The organism is Sphaerotilus hippei (assembly GCF_003201595.1).
In the GTDB taxonomy this organism is placed as follows: Bacteria; Pseudomonadota; Gammaproteobacteria; order Burkholderiales; family Burkholderiaceae_C; genus Sphaerotilus; species Sphaerotilus hippei.
In genome coordinates this window covers 212416-229561 of the sequence record NZ_QJJS01000002.1, presented here as the reverse complement: position 1 = coordinate 229561, position 17146 = coordinate 212416, and the positions used below count along the sequence as shown (strand labels likewise).

Sequence of the window (17146 nt, the reverse complement as noted above, 5' to 3'; positions counted from 1 at the left end):
CTTGGAGTCTGCTCCGTCCTTGCGAATGAGATTTTTTGTCACGGGTTGCTCAGGGTGCTTGACCGCGATCAACCTGTCGGCCATCGGTCTTCAAGATCCGCTGCCCCTCGCTTTCGATGTCGTCGAATTGCCCACTCTTCAAGGCCCAGGCGAACAGGACCATGATCAGCAGCACGAGCACGATCGACACGGGGATCAGCAGAAAGAGGATGTCCATGCGGGGGCCTGTCGGATTCAAGCGGTTCGGGGTGAGGCGGGCAGGACCTCGAGGTCCGCGGGGCGCTCGTTGCCGCGCATCAGCCTCAGGGCGTTGAGCACCACCAGCAGCGAGCTGGCCGCCATCCCGATGCCGGCCAGCCAGGGCGGCAGCCAGCCCACCAGCGCCAGCGGCAGGCTGACGACGTTGTACCCCAGCGCCCATACGAGGTTCTGACGCACGATGCGCACGGTGCGGCGCGCCATGCGCTGCAGCATCAGCAGGTCGTCGAGCCGGTCGGACAGCACGATCACGTCGGCCCGGGCCTGCGTCAGCGCGGCCGCGCTGCCCAGCGCGATGGACACGTCGGCACGGGCCAGCACCGGGGCGTCGTTGATGCCGTCACCGACCATGGTCACCACCGCGGCGCGGGCCTGCAGGTCGGCCACGACCGCCAGCTTGTCGTCGGGCGCACATTGCGCATGCACATGGGCGATGCCCAGGCGCTGCGACATCGCCTCGACGCTGGCCGCACGGTCCCCCGACAGCAGGTGCACCTGCAGGCCACCGGCACACAGGGTCTGCACGGCTTGGCGCGCGTGCGGGCGCAGCAGTTCGTCGAGCTCGAAGCGCAGCAGCGGCGTCCAGCGCCCGCCATCGAGCACGGCCAGGCTCACGACCGGACGCTGCACCGACTGACCCTCGGCGTCGCCACACCAGGCCGGCGCACCCAGGCGGCACGACCAGGCCACGCCGCCCAGGTCGATCCGGGCCTCGACGCCGCGGCCGGACCACTCGTTCACCTCGTCGACGCCACCCGCCCAGGGCGCATCGGCCTGCGCCTGCCGCGCCACGGCACGGGCCAGCGGATGGGCCGACCGGGCCGCCAGCGCAGCGGCCACGCCACGCCAGTCGGCCGAGCGGGCCGCGGCAGGCGCGGCGGCCAGCGGCACGACCTCGGCGACCACCAGCCGGTCCTGGGTCAGCGTTCCGGTCTTGTCGAACACCCAGTCGGTGCTGCGGGTCAGGCCCTCGAGCACGTCGAGGCGCTGCACCAGGATGCCGCGCCGGGCGAGTTCGCCGGCCGCGGCCAGCATCGCCACCGGCGCCCCCAGCGACAGCGCGCAGGGACAGGTCACGACCAGCACCGCCACCGCCACCCAGACGGCCCGGGACGGATCGATCTGCCACCACACCAGGAAGGCCACCAGGGCCAGCAGCAGCACGCCCCACAGGAACGGTCCGGCGATGCGGTCGGCGCTCAGCAGCAGCGCGGGGCGCTCGGTCAGCGCGCGCTCGACCAGCGCGACGATGCGCTGGTAGCGCGTCTGCGCGCCCAGCCGGAGCACCTCGACCACCACCGGCGCGCCCAGGTTGATGCAGCCGGCGGCCACCTCCTCGCCGACGTCGCGGTCGACCGGGCGGGACTCGCCCGTCAGCATGGCCTCGTCGACCTGCGTGCGCCCTTCGGTGACCCGGCCATCGGCCGCGAAGGCCTGCCCGACCTGGACCCGCAGCCGGTCGCCCACCCGCAGCTCGCCGGGCACGACCAGCTCGACCCCCCCGTCCGCGCGCAGGCGCTCGACCGCGTCGGGCAGGCGCCGCATCACGCTGTCGAGCGACTGCGCCGCCAGGCGCCGCGCGCGCATCTCCAGCATGCGAGCGCCCAGCAGGAAGGCGGCGAACATCGTCATCGAATCGAAATAGACCTCGTTGGCGAACACGCCGCGGGCATCGAAGGTCGCCACGGAGCTGGCCACGAAGGTCACGGCGATGCCCAGCGCCACCGGCACGTCCATGCCGATGCGGCGCTCCCTGAGCGCCGACCAGGCCCCCCGGAAGAACGGCCCGGCCGCGAACACCAGCACCGGGATGCTGAGCACCCAGGAGGCCAGGCGCATCAGCTGAGCCATGTCGGCGGTGATCTGGCCCGGGCCGGCGATGTAGGACGGCGTCGCATACATCATCACCTGCATCATGCAGAAACCGGCCACGAACAGGCGCCACATCGCCTGGCGGGACTCGCGGGCCGCCAGGTCGACGGCCTGGGTGCCGGTGTCGGGGAAAGCGCCATAACCCGCACCCTGCACCGACTCGATCAGCGCCGAGACCCGGGTGACGGACGGATCCCACAGCACCACCGCCCGCTGGGCGGCCGCGCTGACCTCGGCGCTCAGCACGCCCGGGCGGCGCAACAGCGCGTCCTCGATCAGGCCGGAGCAGGCGGCGCAGTACATGCCGCTGAGCAACAATCGGGACTGCCCCAGCGTCCTGCCCTGCTCGTCCTCGGTCCAGCGGGTGTAGGCCTCCACGGAGGCCGGCGCGTCGATGGCCGCCACCTGGGTCGCCGTCAGCGGTGCCGTCGATGGCCGTGCAACGGCCACGGACGACGGGTCCTCTGGGATCGGCTGGGGGGAAGTCATGGGCAAGCGCGCAGGGCTGAAGAGCGCGGAACTACGTCGTCCGCGCACCATTCTGGGAAGTCATCGGGCAGGGGATCATGATCCTAATCAAGTCAGACACGTTGCATTCATTTCATCGCACTCGCCATGGGTACTCGGTGTTTACCCAACGTTTCAAAAAAACAACATTGCAGTGGGTGATGCCGGCGCTGCTGCTCCTGTGTGGAGCGGCAAGCGCACAGGAGGCCCGCCCGCAGCGCCTGGCCACCGTCACGCTGACCGCCGGCATGCACCTGATCAGCGCCGAGGTGGCCGCCAGCCCGCGCGAGCGCGAGATCGGCCTGATGCACCGCCCGAACATGCCCGCCAACGCCGGCATGCTCTTCGTCTTCGAGGAGAAGAGCGTGCAGTGCTTCTGGATGAAGAACACCCTGCTGCCGCTGTCGATCGCCTTCCTGGGCGACGACGGCCGCATCGTCAACATCGCCGACATGCAGCCGATGACGGAGACCTCGCACTGCTCGAAGTCGCCGGTGCGCTACACCCTGGAGATGAACCAGGGCTGGTTCGCCAAGCGGGGCCTGGCCACCGGCAGCCGCATCGGCGGCGCGCCATTCTCCCCGCCCTGAGCGCGGCTGGCGAGCGCGCGATCAGCGTGTCTTCGCGGCGATGCGGGCCTTGATGTCGGCCACCATCGCCTGGGCGATCTCGCGGCCCGCGGCGATGGCCCGCTTGCGGGCCGTGAAATCCGCGCTCGACACCCCGACCAGCCGGGGCCGCAGCACGATGTCCGCATCCCGCAGCTCCAGCGTGTTGATGCTGCGCCCCATGATCGAGAAGGTCTGCAGCAGCATGCGCATCGCGTCCCCGGTGGCCGCGCCATCGGGCGGCGACGAGATGTCGACGGCGATGATCAGCTCGGCGCCCATCTGGCGCGCGAACCGCACCGGCACCGGCGACACCAGGCCACCGTCCACGTACTCACGCTCGCCGATCTTCACCGGCTGGAACACCGCGGGCACCGAGCTCGACGCCCGCACCGCGGTGCCGGTGTCGCCGCGCCGGAACAGGATCGGGTCGCCGTTGGCCAGGTCGGTCGCGACGATGCCCAGCGGCAGCTTCATCTGCTCGATCGGCCGGTTGCCGGTGTTCTGGCGCACGTAACGCGCCAGCGCCTCGCCGCGGATCACGCCGCGCAGCGGGAACGACCAGTCGGTGATCGCCGACTCGTCCATCGTCTCGGCCAGCCGCCCCATCGCCTTGCCATCGAGCCCGCTGGCGTAGAGCGCCGCCACCAGGCTGCCGGCGGAGGTGCCGACCACCAGGTCGGGCTGGATGCCGTTTTCCTCGAGCACCTCGATGATGCCGATGTGGGCGAACCCGCGCGCCGCGCCGCCGCCCAGCGCCAGGCCGATCCGCGGCGGGCGGGGCGCCGGCTTCACGGCCGCCGGCGTCGCGGGCGCAACCGCCCCACCACCCGGCACGGCCGCACACCCCCCCAGCAAGGCCAGCACCATCAGCGTGCACAGCCCCCACCAGCCACCGCCTCGCGGCATCGGGCGCCGACCCGCGCAGCCCGCTTCAGTCATGGAACAGAACTTCATCGGGCCCGATTGTAGGAGGCCGGTCCCGCGGCGATCCACCCCGTGGCGGCGCCTTCATATGCCTTGTGACCTATAAGCTTCATTCGAATATGTAGTTTCCTTATAAGGGAGCCCTCCTTACAGTGCGTGTTTTCCGCAGCTTGCCTGCCGGACCCTGGACGCTTCTCGAATCGATCGACACTTCATCATGCTGGGCATACATCTGGATTGGCTGGCCATCGCCAGCGGCTTCGGCATCGGGCTGATCGTCGGCATCACCGGCGTCGGCGGCGGCTCGCTGATGACCCCGCTGCTGATCTCCGTCTTCCACCTGGACAAGGCGGTCGCCATCGGCACCGACCTGTGGTTTGCCGGCCTGACCAAGGTGTCGGGCTCGATCGCCCACCACCGCCACGGCCACGTCGACTACCGCATCACCACGCTGCTGCTGGCCGGCAGCATCCCGGCCACCATCGGCACCACCGCCTGGATGCATCTGGTCGGCCTGACCAAGCAGGCCGACAGCATGCTGAGCTTCGCGCTGGGCATCGCCCTGGTGCTGACGGCCATCACGATCATGCTGCGCCCGGTCTGGCACCGGGTGGGCCTCTACCTCGAGCGCTGGATCACGCCGTCGCGCCAGCCCTGGCTGACCGTGCTGTGCGGCCTGATCCTGGGGGTGCTGGTGTCGCTGAGCTCGATCGGCGCGGGCGCCCTGGGGGCCACGCTGATCCTGCTGCTCTATCCGCGCCTGTCGACCGCCCGCCTGGTGGGCACCGACATCGCCCATGCTGTGCCGCTGACCCTGGTGGCCGGCATCGGCCACGCCACGCTGGGCAACGTGCACTGGATGCTGCTGATCGAGCTGCTGATCGGCTCGGTTCCGGCCATCTGGCTGGGCGCGCGGCTCACCAAGCTGCTGCCCGACATGTGGACCCGCCTGGCGCTGTGCGCCTCGCTGCTGCTCGCCGCCCGCAAGATCCTGATGATCGCCTGAGCGATCCTGCGCCCCACGTCTGTATTAGAGTTCGGGCCCTCGCCCGCCTGCTGCCAGCCATGTATCAATACTCCGAATTCGACCGCCAGTTCGTCCGTGCCCGTGCGGCCCAGTTCCGCGACCAGCTCGACCGCCACCTCGCGGGCGTGCTGCCGGAAGACGACTTCCGCGCGCTGCGCCTGCAGAACGGCTGGTACGTCCAGCGCCACGCGCCGATGCTGCGGGTGGCCGTGCCCTACGGCGAGATCAACAGCCGCCAGGTGCGTGCGCTGGCCGAGATCGCCCGCACCAACGACCGCGGCTACGTGCACTTCACCACGCGCCAGAACGTCCAGTACAACTGGATCCCGCTGACGCAGGCGGCCGACGTGATGGACAAGCTGGCCGCCGTGGACATGCACGGCATCCAGACCAGCGGCAACTGCATCCGCAACATCACGGCCGACGGCCTGGCCGGCGTGGCCGCCGACGAGCAGATCGACCCGCGCCCCTACTGCGAGGTGATGCGCCAGTGGAGCACGCTGCACCCCGAGTTCGCCTTCCTGCCGCGCAAGTTCAAGATCGCCGTCTCCGGCGCGACCGAAGACCGCGCCGCGATCGGCTGGCACGACGTGGGCCTGCAGCTGCTGCGCAACGAGGCCGGCGAGGTGGGCTTCCGCGTCCAGGTCGGCGGCGGCATGGGCCGCACGCCCATCGTCGGCACGGTGATCAACGCCTTCGTACCCTGGCAGCAGATCCTCGTCTACCTCGAGGCGATCGTGCGGGTCTACAACCGCTACGGCCGCCGCGACAACGCCTACAAGGCGCGCATCAAGATCCTGGTCAAGGCCGAGGGCCAGAAGTACTTCGACGCGGTCAACGCCGAGTTCCGCAACATCCTCGAGCGTGACGTCGACGGTGGCGCCCACCTGATCCCGCAGGCCGAGTTCGACCGCGTGGCCGCCGGCTTCGCGCGCCCGGCCACGGTGGCTCCGGCGGCCGAGGCCGCGCCGGTGACCGAGGACACGCCGCAGGCCTATCGCCGCTGGCTCGAGCGCAACGTGCACGCCCACCAGGTGGCGGGCTGGCGCGGCGTGACGCTGTCGGTCAAGCGGGCCGGCCAGGCGCCGGGCGACGCGACCGACGCCCAGCTGGAGGCCGCGGCCGACCTGGCCGACCGCTTCAGCTGCGGCGAGCTGCGCGTGACGCACGACCAGAACCTGCTGCTGCCCTGGGTGAAGGCCGCCGAACTGCCGCAGCTGTACGAAGCGGCCCGTGAGGCCGGCTACGCCACGCCCAACATCGGCCTGCTGACCGACATGATCGCCTGCCCGGGCGGTGACTTCTGCGCGCTGGCCAACGCCCGCTCGCTGCCGCTGGCCGCCGAGCTGACCGAGCGTTACGCCGACCTCGACGAGGTCTTCGACCTGGGCGACATCGACCTGCACATCAGCGGCTGCATCAACAGCTGCGGCCACCACCACACCGGCCACATCGGCGTGCTGGGCGTCGACAAGGACGGCACCGAGTGGTATCAGGTCACGCTGGGCGGCTCGGACGGCTCCAGCCACGCGCCCACGGCCGTGCCCGGCAAGGTGATCGGCCCGTCGTTCGCCGCCGGTGAAGTCGCCGACGCGATCGAGGCCATCCTCGACACCTACCTCGAACAGCGCAGCGCCGGCGAGAAGTTCATCGACGCGGTCAAGCGCCTGGGGCTGGAGCCGTTCAAGGCGGCCGCCAACGCGCGCCGCACCTCGACCGCCCGCGACACCAGCGCCGCCTGAGCCCCGACGTGGAGAAGACCATGAAGTTCATCGATACCCATCACGACCTGTGGCACACCGTCGGCGGCGAGGACGGCCCGTCCCCGCACCCGATCGCCCGCGACCACCAGCTGCTGACGCTGGAACAGTGGCACGCCGTGCGCGACACCTGGCCCGCGGGCCTGGCCACCGGCCTGCTGCTGAGCAACACCGCCGACGTCGAGCTGCTCGAGGCCGATCTGCCGCGCCTGGCGCTGATCGTGCTGCACTTCCCGAAGTGGGTCGACGGCCGGGCCTACAGCCAGGCCCACCTGCTGCGCTCGCGCTACCGCTTCCAGGGCGAGGTGCGCGCCACCGGCGACGTGCTGGTCGACATGCTGCCGCTGCTCAAGCGCACTGGCTTCGATGCGGTGGCCATGCGCCACGACCAGAACCGGGAAGCCGCCGAACGTGCGCTGGGCTTCTTCGGCGGCCACTACCAGGGCGACGTGGCGGTGTCCAAGCCGCTGTTCGCCCGTCCGGCCACCGAAGCCTGGGTCGACCAGGGCGCGCTCAGCCAGGGAGCCGCGATATGAGCGACGACCTCGCCAGCGGCACGGTGTCGGCCCTCGGCGGCGTCAGCATGCTGGGCGGCGCGCCGGAGGCCCGGGCCTCGGCCATCGAGCTCTATGCCCGCCACACGGCCGGCCACGAAGAGCGCCTGGCCGCCACGCTGCAGATCCTGCGCGAGGCCGCCGCCGCCCATCCCGGCACCATCATCCAGGCCACCAGCCTGGGCGCCGAGGACATGGTGGTCAGCGACCTGATCGCCCGCCACCAGCTGCCGATCGCCATCGGCACGCTCGAGACCGGCGTGCTGCACGCCGAGACCGTCGCGCTGATCGGCCAGCTCGAAGCACGCTACGGCCTGCAGGTCGACGTCTACCGCCCGGTGCAGGAAGCGGTGATCGAGTTCGTGCGGAAGAACGGCGAGCGGGCGATGTACGAGAGCATCGCGCTGCGCAAGGGCTGCTGCGGCATCCGCAAGCTCGAGCCGCTGTCGCGCATGCTCGCCGGGCGCAGCGCCTGGGTGACCGGGCTGCGCCGCGAGCAGTCCAACGCCCGGGGCGAAGCCCGTGCCGTCGAGGCCGACGACCAGGGCCGCGCCAAGATCAACCCGCTGGTGGACTGGAGCTGGAACGACGTGTGGCACTACATCGCCACCCACGACGTGCCCTTCAATCCGCTGCACGACCAGTTCATGCCCAGCATCGGCTGCGCGCCCTGCACCCGCGCCATCGCGGTGGGCGAGGACTTCCGCGCCGGGCGCTGGTGGTGGGAAGACGAGAAGGCCAAGGAATGCGGCCTGCACGTCTCCCAGGCCAAGGCCTGAACCCTCTGAACACAACGTCCCCAAGACCATGACCCACACGCTCCCCGACGTGGACCACCGCCACCTCGATGCGCTGGAAGAAGAAGCGATCTTCATCCTGCGCGAAGTCGCCGGCGCCTTCGAGCGCCCCGGCCTGCTGTTCTCCAGCGGCAAGGATTCCTGCGTCGTCCTGCACCTGGCCGAAAAGGCCTTCAAGCAGAAGCTGTCCCAGCCCGGCGAGCGCCCGGTGTTCGCCGGCAAGCTGCCCTTCCCGCTGGTGCACGTGGACACCGGCCACAACTTCCCCGAAGTCATCGAGTTCCGTGACGCGCGCGTGGCCGAGATGGGCGAGCGCCTGATCGTCGGGCACCTCGAGGACTCGATGAAGCGCGGCACGATCCGCCTGGCCCACCCGCTGGAGTCGCGCAACGGCCACCAGACGGTGACGCTGCTGGAGACCATCGAGGAGCACCGCTTCGACTGCATGATCGGTGGCGCCCGCCGCGACGAGGAGAAGGCGCGCGCCAAGGAGCGCATCTTCAGTCACCGCGACAGCTTCGGCCAGTGGCAGCCCAAGGAGCAGCGCCCCGAGCTGTGGAACCTGTTCAACACCCGCATCAAGCCGGGCGAGCACTTCCGCGCCTTCCCGATCAGCAACTGGACCGAACTCGACGTGTGGCTCTACATCGCCCGCGAGAACATCCCGCTGCCGAGCATCTACTACACCCACCAGCGCGAGATCTACCGCCGCAAGGGCCTGCTGGTGCCGGTGACCGACGTGACGCCGCCGGACGCCGACGACGTGGTCGAGACGGTGGACGTGCGCTTCCGCACCGTGGGCGACATGACCTGCACCTGCCCGGTCGAGTCCGATGCCCGCACCACCGCCGACATCGTCGCCGAGACGCTGCAGGTGACCGTCTCCGAGCGGGGCGCGACCCGCATGGACGACCGCACCTCCGAAGCCTCCATGGAACGCCGTAAAAAAGAGGGGTACTTCTGATGACCGCCCAACACATTGACGCTGGCGAAGAACTCGCCCACAAGGCCCTGCGCTTCCTGACCGCCGGCAGCGTGGACGACGGCAAGAGCACGCTGATCGGCCGCCTGCTGTTCGACAGCCGCGGCATCCTGGCCGACAAGCTCGACGCGCTGGAAAAGCGTGCCGCCGGCGCCCCGATCGACCTGTCGCTGCTGACCGACGGCCTGGAAGCCGAGCGCGAGCAAGGCATCACCATCGACGTGGCATACCAGTACTTCGCGACCAGGACGCGCAAGTTCATCATCGCCGACGCCCCCGGCCACGAGCAGTACACCCGCAACATGGTGACGGCCGCCGCCGGCTCCGACGCCGCGGTCGTGCTGGTGGACATCACCAAGCTCGACACCTCGGTGGACGACGTCGTGCTGCTGCCGCAGACGCGCCGCCACAGCCTGCTGGCCCGCCTGCTGCGCGTCCCCAGCATCGTGTTCGCGATCAACAAGCTCGACGCCATCGAAGTCGGCACGCAAGCCGCCTTTGACGCCGTGTCGAAGGCGCTGACCAAGTTCGCCGAAGAAGCCGGCATCACCGTGCGTGGCATCGTGCCGGTCTCCGCGCTGCGCGGCGACAACGTGGCCACGCCGTCGGCGAACTGGGACTGGTACACCGGCCCGACGCTGCTGCAGCTGCTCGAGACCCTGCCGGTCGCCGACGAGGCGCACGACGGCAACCTGCTCGTGCCGGTCCAGTACGTCGCCCGCGACGAAGGCCAGGGCACCGGCCACCAGCACCGCGTCATGTGGGGCCGCATCGCCCACGGCTCGGTGAAGGCCGGCGACACCGTGCAGATCTTCCCGAGCGGCGAGACCGCCATCGTCGCGTCGGTGCGCCACGCCGGCAGCGTGGTGGACGCCTGCACCGCCGGTCAATCGGCCGGCATCGTGCTGGACCGCCAGGTCGACGTCTCGCGCGGCGACTGGGTCTTCACGCCCGGCAGCGCCCCGACGCAGCAGGCCTTCAGCGGCACGCTCGCCTGGCTGGACACCGAACCCGCCGTGCTCGGCCGCAAGTACTGGGTGCGCCACGGCAACCGCTGGGTGCAGGCGCGCATCACCGCGATCGATCACCGCCTGGACATCAACACGCTGGAACAGGTGGATGCGCACGAACTGGGCGTCAACGAGATCGGCCGCGTGCAGATCCAGACCCAGCAGGCGCTGCCGGTCGAGGCCTATGCCGACAACCGCGTCGGCGGGGCGCTGATCGTGGTCGACCCGACCACCAACCGCACCAGCGGCGCGCTGCTGGTCCAGGCCTGACGTGTCCATGCCGAGCGACGCCCCCAGCCCCCGGCCCGGCCGGGTGGTCTTCATCGGTGCCGGCCCTGGCGTGGCCGACCTGATCACCGTGCGGGGCGCCGCCCGGCTGCGCGAGGCCGATGTCGTGCTCTACGACGCACTGACGGATCCGGCCCTGCGTGAACTGGCGCCCGACGCCCAATGGATCGACGTGGGCAAGCGCGGCTTCGACCACGCCGTCAGCCAGGGCCAGATCAACCAGCTGCTGCTCGAGCAGGCTGGCAGGCATGCGCTGGTCGTGCGGCTCAAGGGCGGCGATCCGAGCCTGTTCGGCCGGCTCGAGGAAGAGCTCGTCACGCTGCAGGCCGCAGGCATCGCCTGCGAGGTGGTGCCGGGCGTGACGTCGGCGGTGGCCGCCGCCGCCAGCGCGCAGCGGCCGCTGACGCGGCGCGGCACCGGCCGCAGCGTCAGCTTCGCCACCGCGATGACCCGCACGCTCGATCCGCACGCCTGCCGCAGCGCCGACACCGAAGTGTTCTACATGGCCGGTCGCCAGCTCGGCAGCCTGGGCGCGCAGCTGATGGCCGCGGGCTGGGGGGCCGACGACCCGGTGCTGGTGGTCTCGCAGGCCGGCTGGCCCGACCAGCTGCAGACCAGCCACACCATCACCACGCTGGCCGACGCCGCCGCGACCCATGAAGGCCGCCCCACGGTGGTCATCGTGGGCGCCGGTGCCGCCGAGATCCAGCCCCTGCCCTGATCCCCGGATACGGCCTAAAATCAGCCGATTCTGTCCCTGATGTTTCAACTACCCGAGTCCGAGTCATGACCCACGTCGTCACCGAAGCCTGCATCCGCTGCAAGTACACCGACTGTGTGGACGTTTGTCCCGTCGATTGCTTCCGCGAAGGCCCCAATTTCCTGGTGATCGACCCCGATGAGTGCATCGACTGCGCGGTCTGCATTCCGGAGTGCCCGGTCAACGCCATCCTCCCCGAAGAAGACGTGCCCGGCGACCAGCAGCACTACATCGCCCTGAACGCCGAGCTGTCGCCCAAGTGGCCCAGCATCACCAAGCGCAAGGATCCGCTGCCTGACGCCAACGACTGGAAGGACCGCAAGGACAAGCTGGGCGAGCTGATCCGCTGAGTCCGCGGCTGGCGGCCGGTCATGACGGACCTCTCCCCCCAGGACCGCTCCGGCTCGCTCCCCGGCACGATCGTCACCGACGTGGTCATCGTCGGTGCCGGTCCGGCCGGGCTTTACCAGGTCTTCCAGCTCGGCCTGCTCGAGCTGCGCGCCGAACTGGTCGATGCACTGCCCGGCCCGGGCGGGCAGGTCCGCGAGCTCTACGCGGACAAGCCGATCTACGACATCCCCGCCCTGCCCCTGTGCACCGGCCACGGCCTGGTCGAGGCGCTGGTGCGCCAGATGCAGCCGTTCCGGCCCGGGCAGCACTGGAACCAGCAGGTCACCGAGGTGCAGCCGCTCGACGAGGGCGGCTTCCTCGTGCTCACGTCGGCCGGCACCCGGCTGCAGGCCCGCGCGGTGGTCATCGCCGCCGGGGTCGGCGCCTTCCTGCCCCGCCGCCTGGCGGTGGCCGCGCTGATGCCCCATGAGCACACCCAGGTCTTCCACCTCGAGCTGCCCGACGGTCTGACGCTCGCCGGGCGCCACCTCGTCATCGCCGGCGGCGACGAGATGGCGCTGCAGCAGGCGCTGCAGCTCAGCCGCAGCGACGCGGCCAGCGTCACGCTGCTGCACCGCCGCAGCGTCTACACCGCCAGCGACACGCAGGTCGCCCAGGTGCAGGCCGCGGCCGCCGCCGGTCGCCTGCGCCTGCTCGCGGGCCAGATCACCGGGGTGCGCACCAGCGGCGAATCGGACGGCAGCACCTCGGAGGTGGGCACGCTGACGGCCGTCAGCGTGCTCGATGCGCAGGGCGAGGACGTGCACCTGCCGCTCGACCTGCTGCTGGTCTGCCAGGGCCTGCACGCCCGGCTCGGCCCGCTGGCCGACTGGGGCCTGGCCCTGGAGCGCAAGCACCTGCCGGTCGACCCCGCCACGATGGCCACCAACGTGCCCGGCATCCATGCCATCGGCGACGTGGTCAGCTATCCGGGCAAGAAGAAGCTGATCCTCTGCGGTTTCCACGAGGCCACGATGGCCGCCTTCGCCATCGCCACGCACTGCCGCGGCGGGCAGGCACCGCTGCTGCAGTACACCTCGAGCAGCTCGCGCCTGCAGCAGCTGCTGGGCGTTACCCCGACGGCCTGAACACTGTCGCGGAACCGCGACAAGTCAGAACGTTCGTGAGGTCAAGTCACAACAATCCACACGGCCGACACGCTCGGACATAATGCCGACCGGGCTGCAGACGCGGCCCGACACGCTGGGGGTGTTGCAACGTCACGACTGACGCTGCGACTGAGACAGTCCCTTTGAACCTGATCTGAGGTAATCCTCGCGCAGGGAAGCAGGCTTGGCAGGGTGCGGACCATCGAGGATCGATCGCCGCCGCCGTCCGGCCGGTGCCTCGTGCGCAGGATCCACCTGACACCGACCGCTGCACCAGGCCATGCCCGATTTCCTGCCCTCCTCCTTGCCGACGGCGTCCGCGCGCCGCCACCTCGTCGCCCAGGCGACCGCGCTCTGCTGCGCCACCGGGGCCCTCGGCCTCGTGCTGCCCGCCCGGGCCCAGTCCGACACCCGCACGCTCGAGCCAGTCGTGGTCAGCGGCAGCGGCAGCACCGCCGCGTCGGTGTCGGGCTTCGGCCTGGCGCCGGCCGCCCGCACGCCGATCCAGACCACCACCGTCACCCAGGCCCAGCTGCAGGACCAGGGCAGCACCAGCCTGAACGGCCTGACGCGCGCCGATGCAGCCGTCAGCGACGCCTACAACGCCGCCGGCTACTGGAGCATCCTGAAGGTGCGCGGCTACACGCTGGACAACCGCAGCAACTACCGCCGCGATGGCCTGCCGATCAACGCCGAGACCACGCTGGGCCTGGACAACAAGGCCGCCGTCGAGATCCTCAAGGGCACCAGCGGCATCCAGGCCGGTGCCAGCGCACCGGGCGGCCTGGTCAACCTGTTGGTCAAGCGCCCGCAGGCCAGCCAACGCACCGCCACGCTGAGCTGGGAAGAGCGGGGCACGGTCGGCGCCAGCGTCGACCTCGCCGAACGTTTCGGCACCGATGCGCGCCACGGCCTGCGCGTCAACGCCGCCTGGCAGGAACTGGCGCCCAAGACCGCCTCAGCCCGCGGCCGCTACCAGCTGCTGTCGGTCGCCGGCGACTGGCGCATCAGCCCCGACCACCTGCTCGAGGCCGAGATCGAGACCAGCCACCGCTCGCAGGCCAGCGCCCCCGGCTTCAGCCTGCTCGGCAACCGGCTGCCCGACGCCGCCAGCATCGACCCGAACACCAACCTGAACAACCAGACCTGGTCGCTGCCGGTGGTCACCGACGGCACCACCGCCTCGCTGCGCTGGCTGTCGCAGCTGGGCGGCGGCTGGAGCTTCCAGGCTCACGGCATGAGCCAGCAGCTGATCAGCCAGGACCGCCTGGCCTACGCCTACGGCTGCTCGGCCGAAGGCAACTGGGACCGCTACTGCAGCGACGGCAGCTTCGACCTCTACGACTTCCGCAGCGAGAACGAACGTCGCGACACCGCCGCGCTCGACCTGTCGGTGCGGGGCGGCGCCCGCACCGGCGCCATCGGCCACCAGCTCGAGCTGGGCGTGCTGAGCACGCGCACCAGCGTGCGCCTGCAGGGCCAGGCCTACAACTACGTCGGCACCGGCACCATCGACGCCAGCAGCCGCACCGCCGCCGACCCGACGCTGAGCTACAACAACACCGACCGCACCGAGCGCAGCACCGAGTTCTACGCCCGCGACACGATGGACCTGGGTGCCGACTGGCGCCTGTGGGCCGGCCTGCGCCACACCCGCCTGCAGCGCGAGAGCGTACAGACCGACGGCAGCGAGGCCACCGCCTACCGGCAGGGTGTCACCACGCCGTGGCTGGCCCTGTCGCGGCAGCTCACGCCGCAGACCCTGGCCTACGTCAGCTGGGGCCAGGGCATCGAGTCCGAGGTGGTCGCCAACCGGCCGCACTACAGCAACGCCGGCACCGCCCTGCCCGCGCTGCGCAGCCGCCAGACCGAGATCGGCCTGAAGTACGCCCGCACCGGGCTGACCGGCTCGCTGTCGCTGTTCGACATCCGCCGCCCCCGCGCCGCCGACAGCGGCATCTGCGACTCCAGCATCGACGACAGCTGCACCCGCGTCATCGACGGCCGCCAGCGCCACCTCGGCATCGAGGCCAGCGGCGCCGTCACCCGGGGCGCCTGGACGCTGCAGGCCAGCGCGATGGCGCTGCGCGCCCGCATCGAGGACAGCCAGGAGGCCACGCTCGACGACAGCCGCCCGGACGACGTGCCCTCGCGCACCCTGAAGATGCAGCTGTCCTGGCGCGTGCCCCAGGTCGCCGGCCTGACGCTGCACGGCACGGTGGCACACGAATCCGAGCGGGTCGTGCTGCCGCAGGACAACAGCGTGCGCATCCCCGGCTGGACCACGCTGGGCCTGGGCACCCGCTGGAACCTGGCCACCGCCGCCGGCCAGCTCACCTGGCGCGTCGGCGTCGACAACCTCACCAACCGCCGCGCCTGGCGCGAATCGCCCTACCAGTACGGCCACGCCTACCTCTTCCCGCTGGCCGAGCGCACCTGGCGCACCAGCGTGCAGATGGACTTCTGAGTCCGGCGATGCAGAAACCGCTTGCGCATCACCAAAAGCACGGCATATAATTTCGCTCTCGGCAAATAGCTGATCCCTGATAGCTCAGTTGGTAGAGCGACGGACTGTTAATCCGCAGGTCCCTGGTTCGAGTCCAGGTCGGGGAGCCAAACAAAGCCAGAAAGGGCACCGCATGCGGTGCCCTTTTTCATTTCCGACGGCGCCTGGGCAGGATGCGTGCATGGCGGGCACGCAGCGTGGCCGCAGACCGCCCCCACGGCATCCCGGCCCCCGAACCTGAGCGACAGGAAGCTCCGGGGCGACTCGCCCGTGACGCTGCCATCCGGTCGACTCCGGAAACCGAAGCGGCCGCAGCACGCTGAATCAACGCCGCGCCCTTCCCCACCCCTGAAAGCATGAATCCGCCGCTGCGTGAGGTGCTGCGGGACAGCGACTCGAGCCTCGGCCACGCCCTCGGGTCACACGGCCCACGCTGTTCTACGACGCGAAGGGGCGACTGGTGGATGCGCACTTCGGCGTGCTCAACGCCCCTGCGCTGGAGATCAAGTTGCGGGCCCTGCGTGCCGTGAACTGACCCGGTCCACCGGTCCTCCAGATCCTCGGGTGCACGGCACCCATTGAAATTCACCCGCGCTCACACCACGCAGAAGCCTCGACCGCACGCATCCCGGCCCAGGCCCTGCACAGCCTCCGAGGACCAGCACCCGCATGCCACGCCGGTCGGGGAGAGAAGAATCCTCAAGTCATTCCAACATCAGGCGCATTCCCTGTCCAGATCGTGTGCGTGCCGCCTGGGCAGACGCGAATCGTGAGGTCGATCGCCTTTGATCACCGACGGCTGAGCAACCCGATCAGCGGGTGATTCAAACCCCATCTCCTTCGCCCGCCAAACTCGGTTTGAATCGTCGGATTCATTCAATCCCAACCAACCACCATGGGTTTCCACGGTCGACAGGGCAAATCCCATGGCCGGCCCAATGCATCAAGGCCCGACCTGGATCGCAGAAAAACCCGGCACCCGACTCGGTCGGGTCAATCATGCGACCAGATACCCGGATCAATGCCGCTCCCAGCCACCAATGCGTCACGTCTTGTCGCACCCATGCGCACACTGGAGTCTTCAGGGATCGTGATGACGGCCAGTACCAGCCGAGCCGTGCACAACACCCCCAAAAAATTCGTCCGGGAATGCATTTCCCCATCAATGAAAGTCTTGGGGTGCCGATAGAACCCGAAGAGCGAAAAAGACATCGGAGAGGAAAACAGCAATGAAGATGTTCCGCCTGGATCGCACCGACGCACACCTCGGCAACCCCTGCCAGCACCGCGACACCCGTCGTGCGCCGAGCAATGTGCCCTACCTCGTCGACAACCTGTGGGAATGGTGCCGCCCCATGCCGATGCCAAGCAGGCGCCACAGCGTCTTTGCCTGCCCGACCCCGGAGCTGGCCCGGGAGGCGGGCAATGCCACCGCAGGCTCAGTGTTTTCGGTGGAAACCACCGAAGCACGCGTCGTGCAGATCGCCGTGAAAGATGCGAAGTTCCATCCCGAAGCCGATCCGGCCAACAGGAACAATCTGAGTCGCGTCGTCGCACGGATGTTTGATCAGAAGTGGTTTGACCTGCCGATCGCGGAGCGTGGGCAGGAAGCGCTGCTGTGGAGCCCTTGCCTGGAGCGGGGCGAGATCGACCGGATCATCGGCCTGTCCAGACACCTCAGGCCCAGGCGTGAAGAACTCAGGAATGCCGTCCGTTTCTGGCAGGACGCCACCCTCGTCAAGAAACGGACGGTCTGGCCGCATGCCGAGGGCGAGATCTTCTTCACGGCCC

15 protein-coding genes and 1 tRNA gene are annotated in these 17146 nt (G+C 69.8%); 13 read left to right on the top strand and 3 right to left on the bottom strand.

From position 1 onward, the window contains the following. Positions 1-49: 49 nt before the first annotated feature. Together ccoS and C7444_RS03050 are read right to left on the bottom strand one after the other, a co-directional pair. On the bottom strand, positions 50-217 hold the full coding sequence (ccoS, locus tag C7444_RS03055) for a cbb3-type cytochrome oxidase assembly protein CcoS (protein ID WP_110399356.1): 168 nt from the start codon (positions 215-217) through the stop codon (positions 50-52). A gap of 17 nt (positions 218-234) precedes the next feature. After that, the gene (locus C7444_RS03050) at positions 235-2580 is read right to left on the bottom strand and encodes a heavy metal translocating P-type ATPase (protein WP_245909384.1); all 2346 of its coding nucleotides are present in this window, start codon (positions 2578-2580) and stop codon (positions 235-237) included. A 218-nt stretch (positions 2581-2798) separates the two neighbouring features. On the opposite strand from C7444_RS03050, the gene C7444_RS03045 reads away from it, so the two are divergent. Further along, positions 2799-3227 carry a DUF192 domain-containing protein gene (locus tag C7444_RS03045; protein WP_110399354.1) on the top strand — a complete coding sequence of 143 codons (429 nt, stop codon included), beginning with the start codon at positions 2799-2801 and terminating at the stop codon, positions 3225-3227. Between the two features lie 21 nt (positions 3228-3248). Here the strand turns inward: C7444_RS03045 and C7444_RS03040 are convergent, their stop codons facing one another. Then, positions 3249-4115 carry a patatin-like phospholipase family protein gene (locus C7444_RS03040; protein WP_110399478.1) on the bottom strand — a complete coding sequence of 289 codons (867 nt, stop codon included), beginning with the start codon at positions 4113-4115 and terminating at the stop codon, positions 3249-3251. 274 nt (positions 4116-4389) lie between these two features. Between C7444_RS03040 and C7444_RS03035 the strand changes: the two genes are divergently transcribed. From C7444_RS03035 to C7444_RS02975, 12 genes are all read left to right on the top strand, one after another. Beyond that, entirely contained in the window at positions 4390-5178 is a 789-nt protein-coding gene (locus C7444_RS03035; RefSeq protein ID WP_110399353.1) for a sulfite exporter TauE/SafE family protein, read from the top strand. A 59-nt stretch (positions 5179-5237) separates the two neighbouring features. Further along, positions 5238-6941 (top strand): nitrite/sulfite reductase, encoded by a 1704-nt coding sequence (locus tag C7444_RS03030; RefSeq protein WP_110399352.1) that lies wholly within the window; start codon positions 5238-5240, stop codon positions 6939-6941. A gap of 20 nt (positions 6942-6961) precedes the next feature. Beyond that, positions 6962-7495: a DUF934 domain-containing protein gene (locus C7444_RS03025; protein WP_110399477.1), complete on the top strand. Its 534-nt coding sequence runs from the start codon at positions 6962-6964 to the stop codon at positions 7493-7495. 47 nt (positions 7496-7542) lie between these two features. After that, a complete protein-coding gene (locus tag C7444_RS03020; protein WP_110399476.1) occupies positions 7543-8292 on the top strand; it encodes a phosphoadenylyl-sulfate reductase in 750 nt (249 codons plus the stop codon). A gap of 28 nt (positions 8293-8320) precedes the next feature. Then, positions 8321-9274: a sulfate adenylyltransferase subunit CysD gene (cysD, locus tag C7444_RS03015; protein WP_110399351.1), complete on the top strand. Its 954-nt coding sequence runs from the start codon at positions 8321-8323 to the stop codon at positions 9272-9274. Continuing rightward, positions 9274-10572 (top strand): sulfate adenylyltransferase subunit 1, encoded by a 1299-nt coding sequence (locus tag C7444_RS03010; protein WP_110399350.1) that lies wholly within the window; start codon positions 9274-9276, stop codon positions 10570-10572. Before cysD ends, C7444_RS03010 begins: the two co-directional genes overlap by 1 nt. Positions 10573-10579: 7 nt before the next feature. After that, on the top strand, positions 10580-11311 hold the full coding sequence (cobA, locus tag C7444_RS03005) for a uroporphyrinogen-III C-methyltransferase (protein WP_110399349.1): 732 nt from the start codon (positions 10580-10582) through the stop codon (positions 11309-11311). Positions 11312-11376: 65 nt separating this feature from the next. Then, positions 11377-11700: a ferredoxin FdxA gene (gene fdxA, locus C7444_RS03000; protein WP_110399348.1), complete on the top strand. Its 324-nt coding sequence runs from the start codon at positions 11377-11379 to the stop codon at positions 11698-11700. A 21-nt stretch (positions 11701-11721) separates the two neighbouring features. Then, the gene (locus C7444_RS02995; RefSeq protein ID WP_110399347.1) at positions 11722-12828 is read left to right on the top strand and encodes an NAD(P)/FAD-dependent oxidoreductase; all 1107 of its coding nucleotides are present in this window, start codon (positions 11722-11724) and stop codon (positions 12826-12828) included. Positions 12829-13129: 301 nt separating this feature from the next. Then, a complete protein-coding gene (locus tag C7444_RS02990; protein WP_110399346.1) occupies positions 13130-15316 on the top strand; it encodes a TonB-dependent siderophore receptor in 2187 nt (728 codons plus the stop codon). Positions 15317-15389: 73 nt separating this feature from the next. Further along, positions 15390-15465 (top strand) — tRNA-Asn (locus C7444_RS02985). 1119 nt (positions 15466-16584) lie between these two features. Next, positions 16585-17146: hypothetical protein (locus C7444_RS02975; protein ID WP_110399345.1), on the top strand; the 562-nt coding region annotated here is incomplete at its 3' end.

Coding starts and splice junctions, on each gene's coding strand:
- ccoS (WP_110399356.1), bottom strand. CDS start 217: ATGGACATCCTCTTTCTGCTGATCCCCGTGTCGATCGTGCTCGTGCTG.
- C7444_RS03010 (WP_110399350.1), top strand. CDS start 9,274: ATGACCGCCCAACACATTGACGCTGGCGAAGAACTCGCCCACAAGGCC.
- C7444_RS03045 (WP_110399354.1), top strand. CDS start 2,799: ATGCCGGCGCTGCTGCTCCTGTGTGGAGCGGCAAGCGCACAGGAGGCC.
- C7444_RS03040 (WP_110399478.1), bottom strand. CDS start 4,115: ATGGTGCTGGCCTTGCTGGGGGGGTGTGCGGCCGTGCCGGGTGGTGGG.
- C7444_RS03035 (WP_110399353.1), top strand. CDS start 4,390: ATGCTGGGCATACATCTGGATTGGCTGGCCATCGCCAGCGGCTTCGGC.
- fdxA (WP_110399348.1), top strand. CDS start 11,377: ATGACCCACGTCGTCACCGAAGCCTGCATCCGCTGCAAGTACACCGAC.
- cobA (WP_110399349.1), top strand. CDS start 10,580: ATGCCGAGCGACGCCCCCAGCCCCCGGCCCGGCCGGGTGGTCTTCATC.
- C7444_RS03020 (WP_110399476.1), top strand. CDS start 7,543: ATGCTGGGCGGCGCGCCGGAGGCCCGGGCCTCGGCCATCGAGCTCTAT.
- C7444_RS03030 (WP_110399352.1), top strand. CDS start 5,238: ATGTATCAATACTCCGAATTCGACCGCCAGTTCGTCCGTGCCCGTGCG.
- cysD (WP_110399351.1), top strand. CDS start 8,321: ATGACCCACACGCTCCCCGACGTGGACCACCGCCACCTCGATGCGCTG.
- C7444_RS02990 (WP_110399346.1), top strand. CDS start 13,130: ATGCCCGATTTCCTGCCCTCCTCCTTGCCGACGGCGTCCGCGCGCCGC.
- C7444_RS03025 (WP_110399477.1), top strand. CDS start 6,962: ATGAAGTTCATCGATACCCATCACGACCTGTGGCACACCGTCGGCGGC.
- C7444_RS02995 (WP_110399347.1), top strand. CDS start 11,722: ATGACGGACCTCTCCCCCCAGGACCGCTCCGGCTCGCTCCCCGGCACG.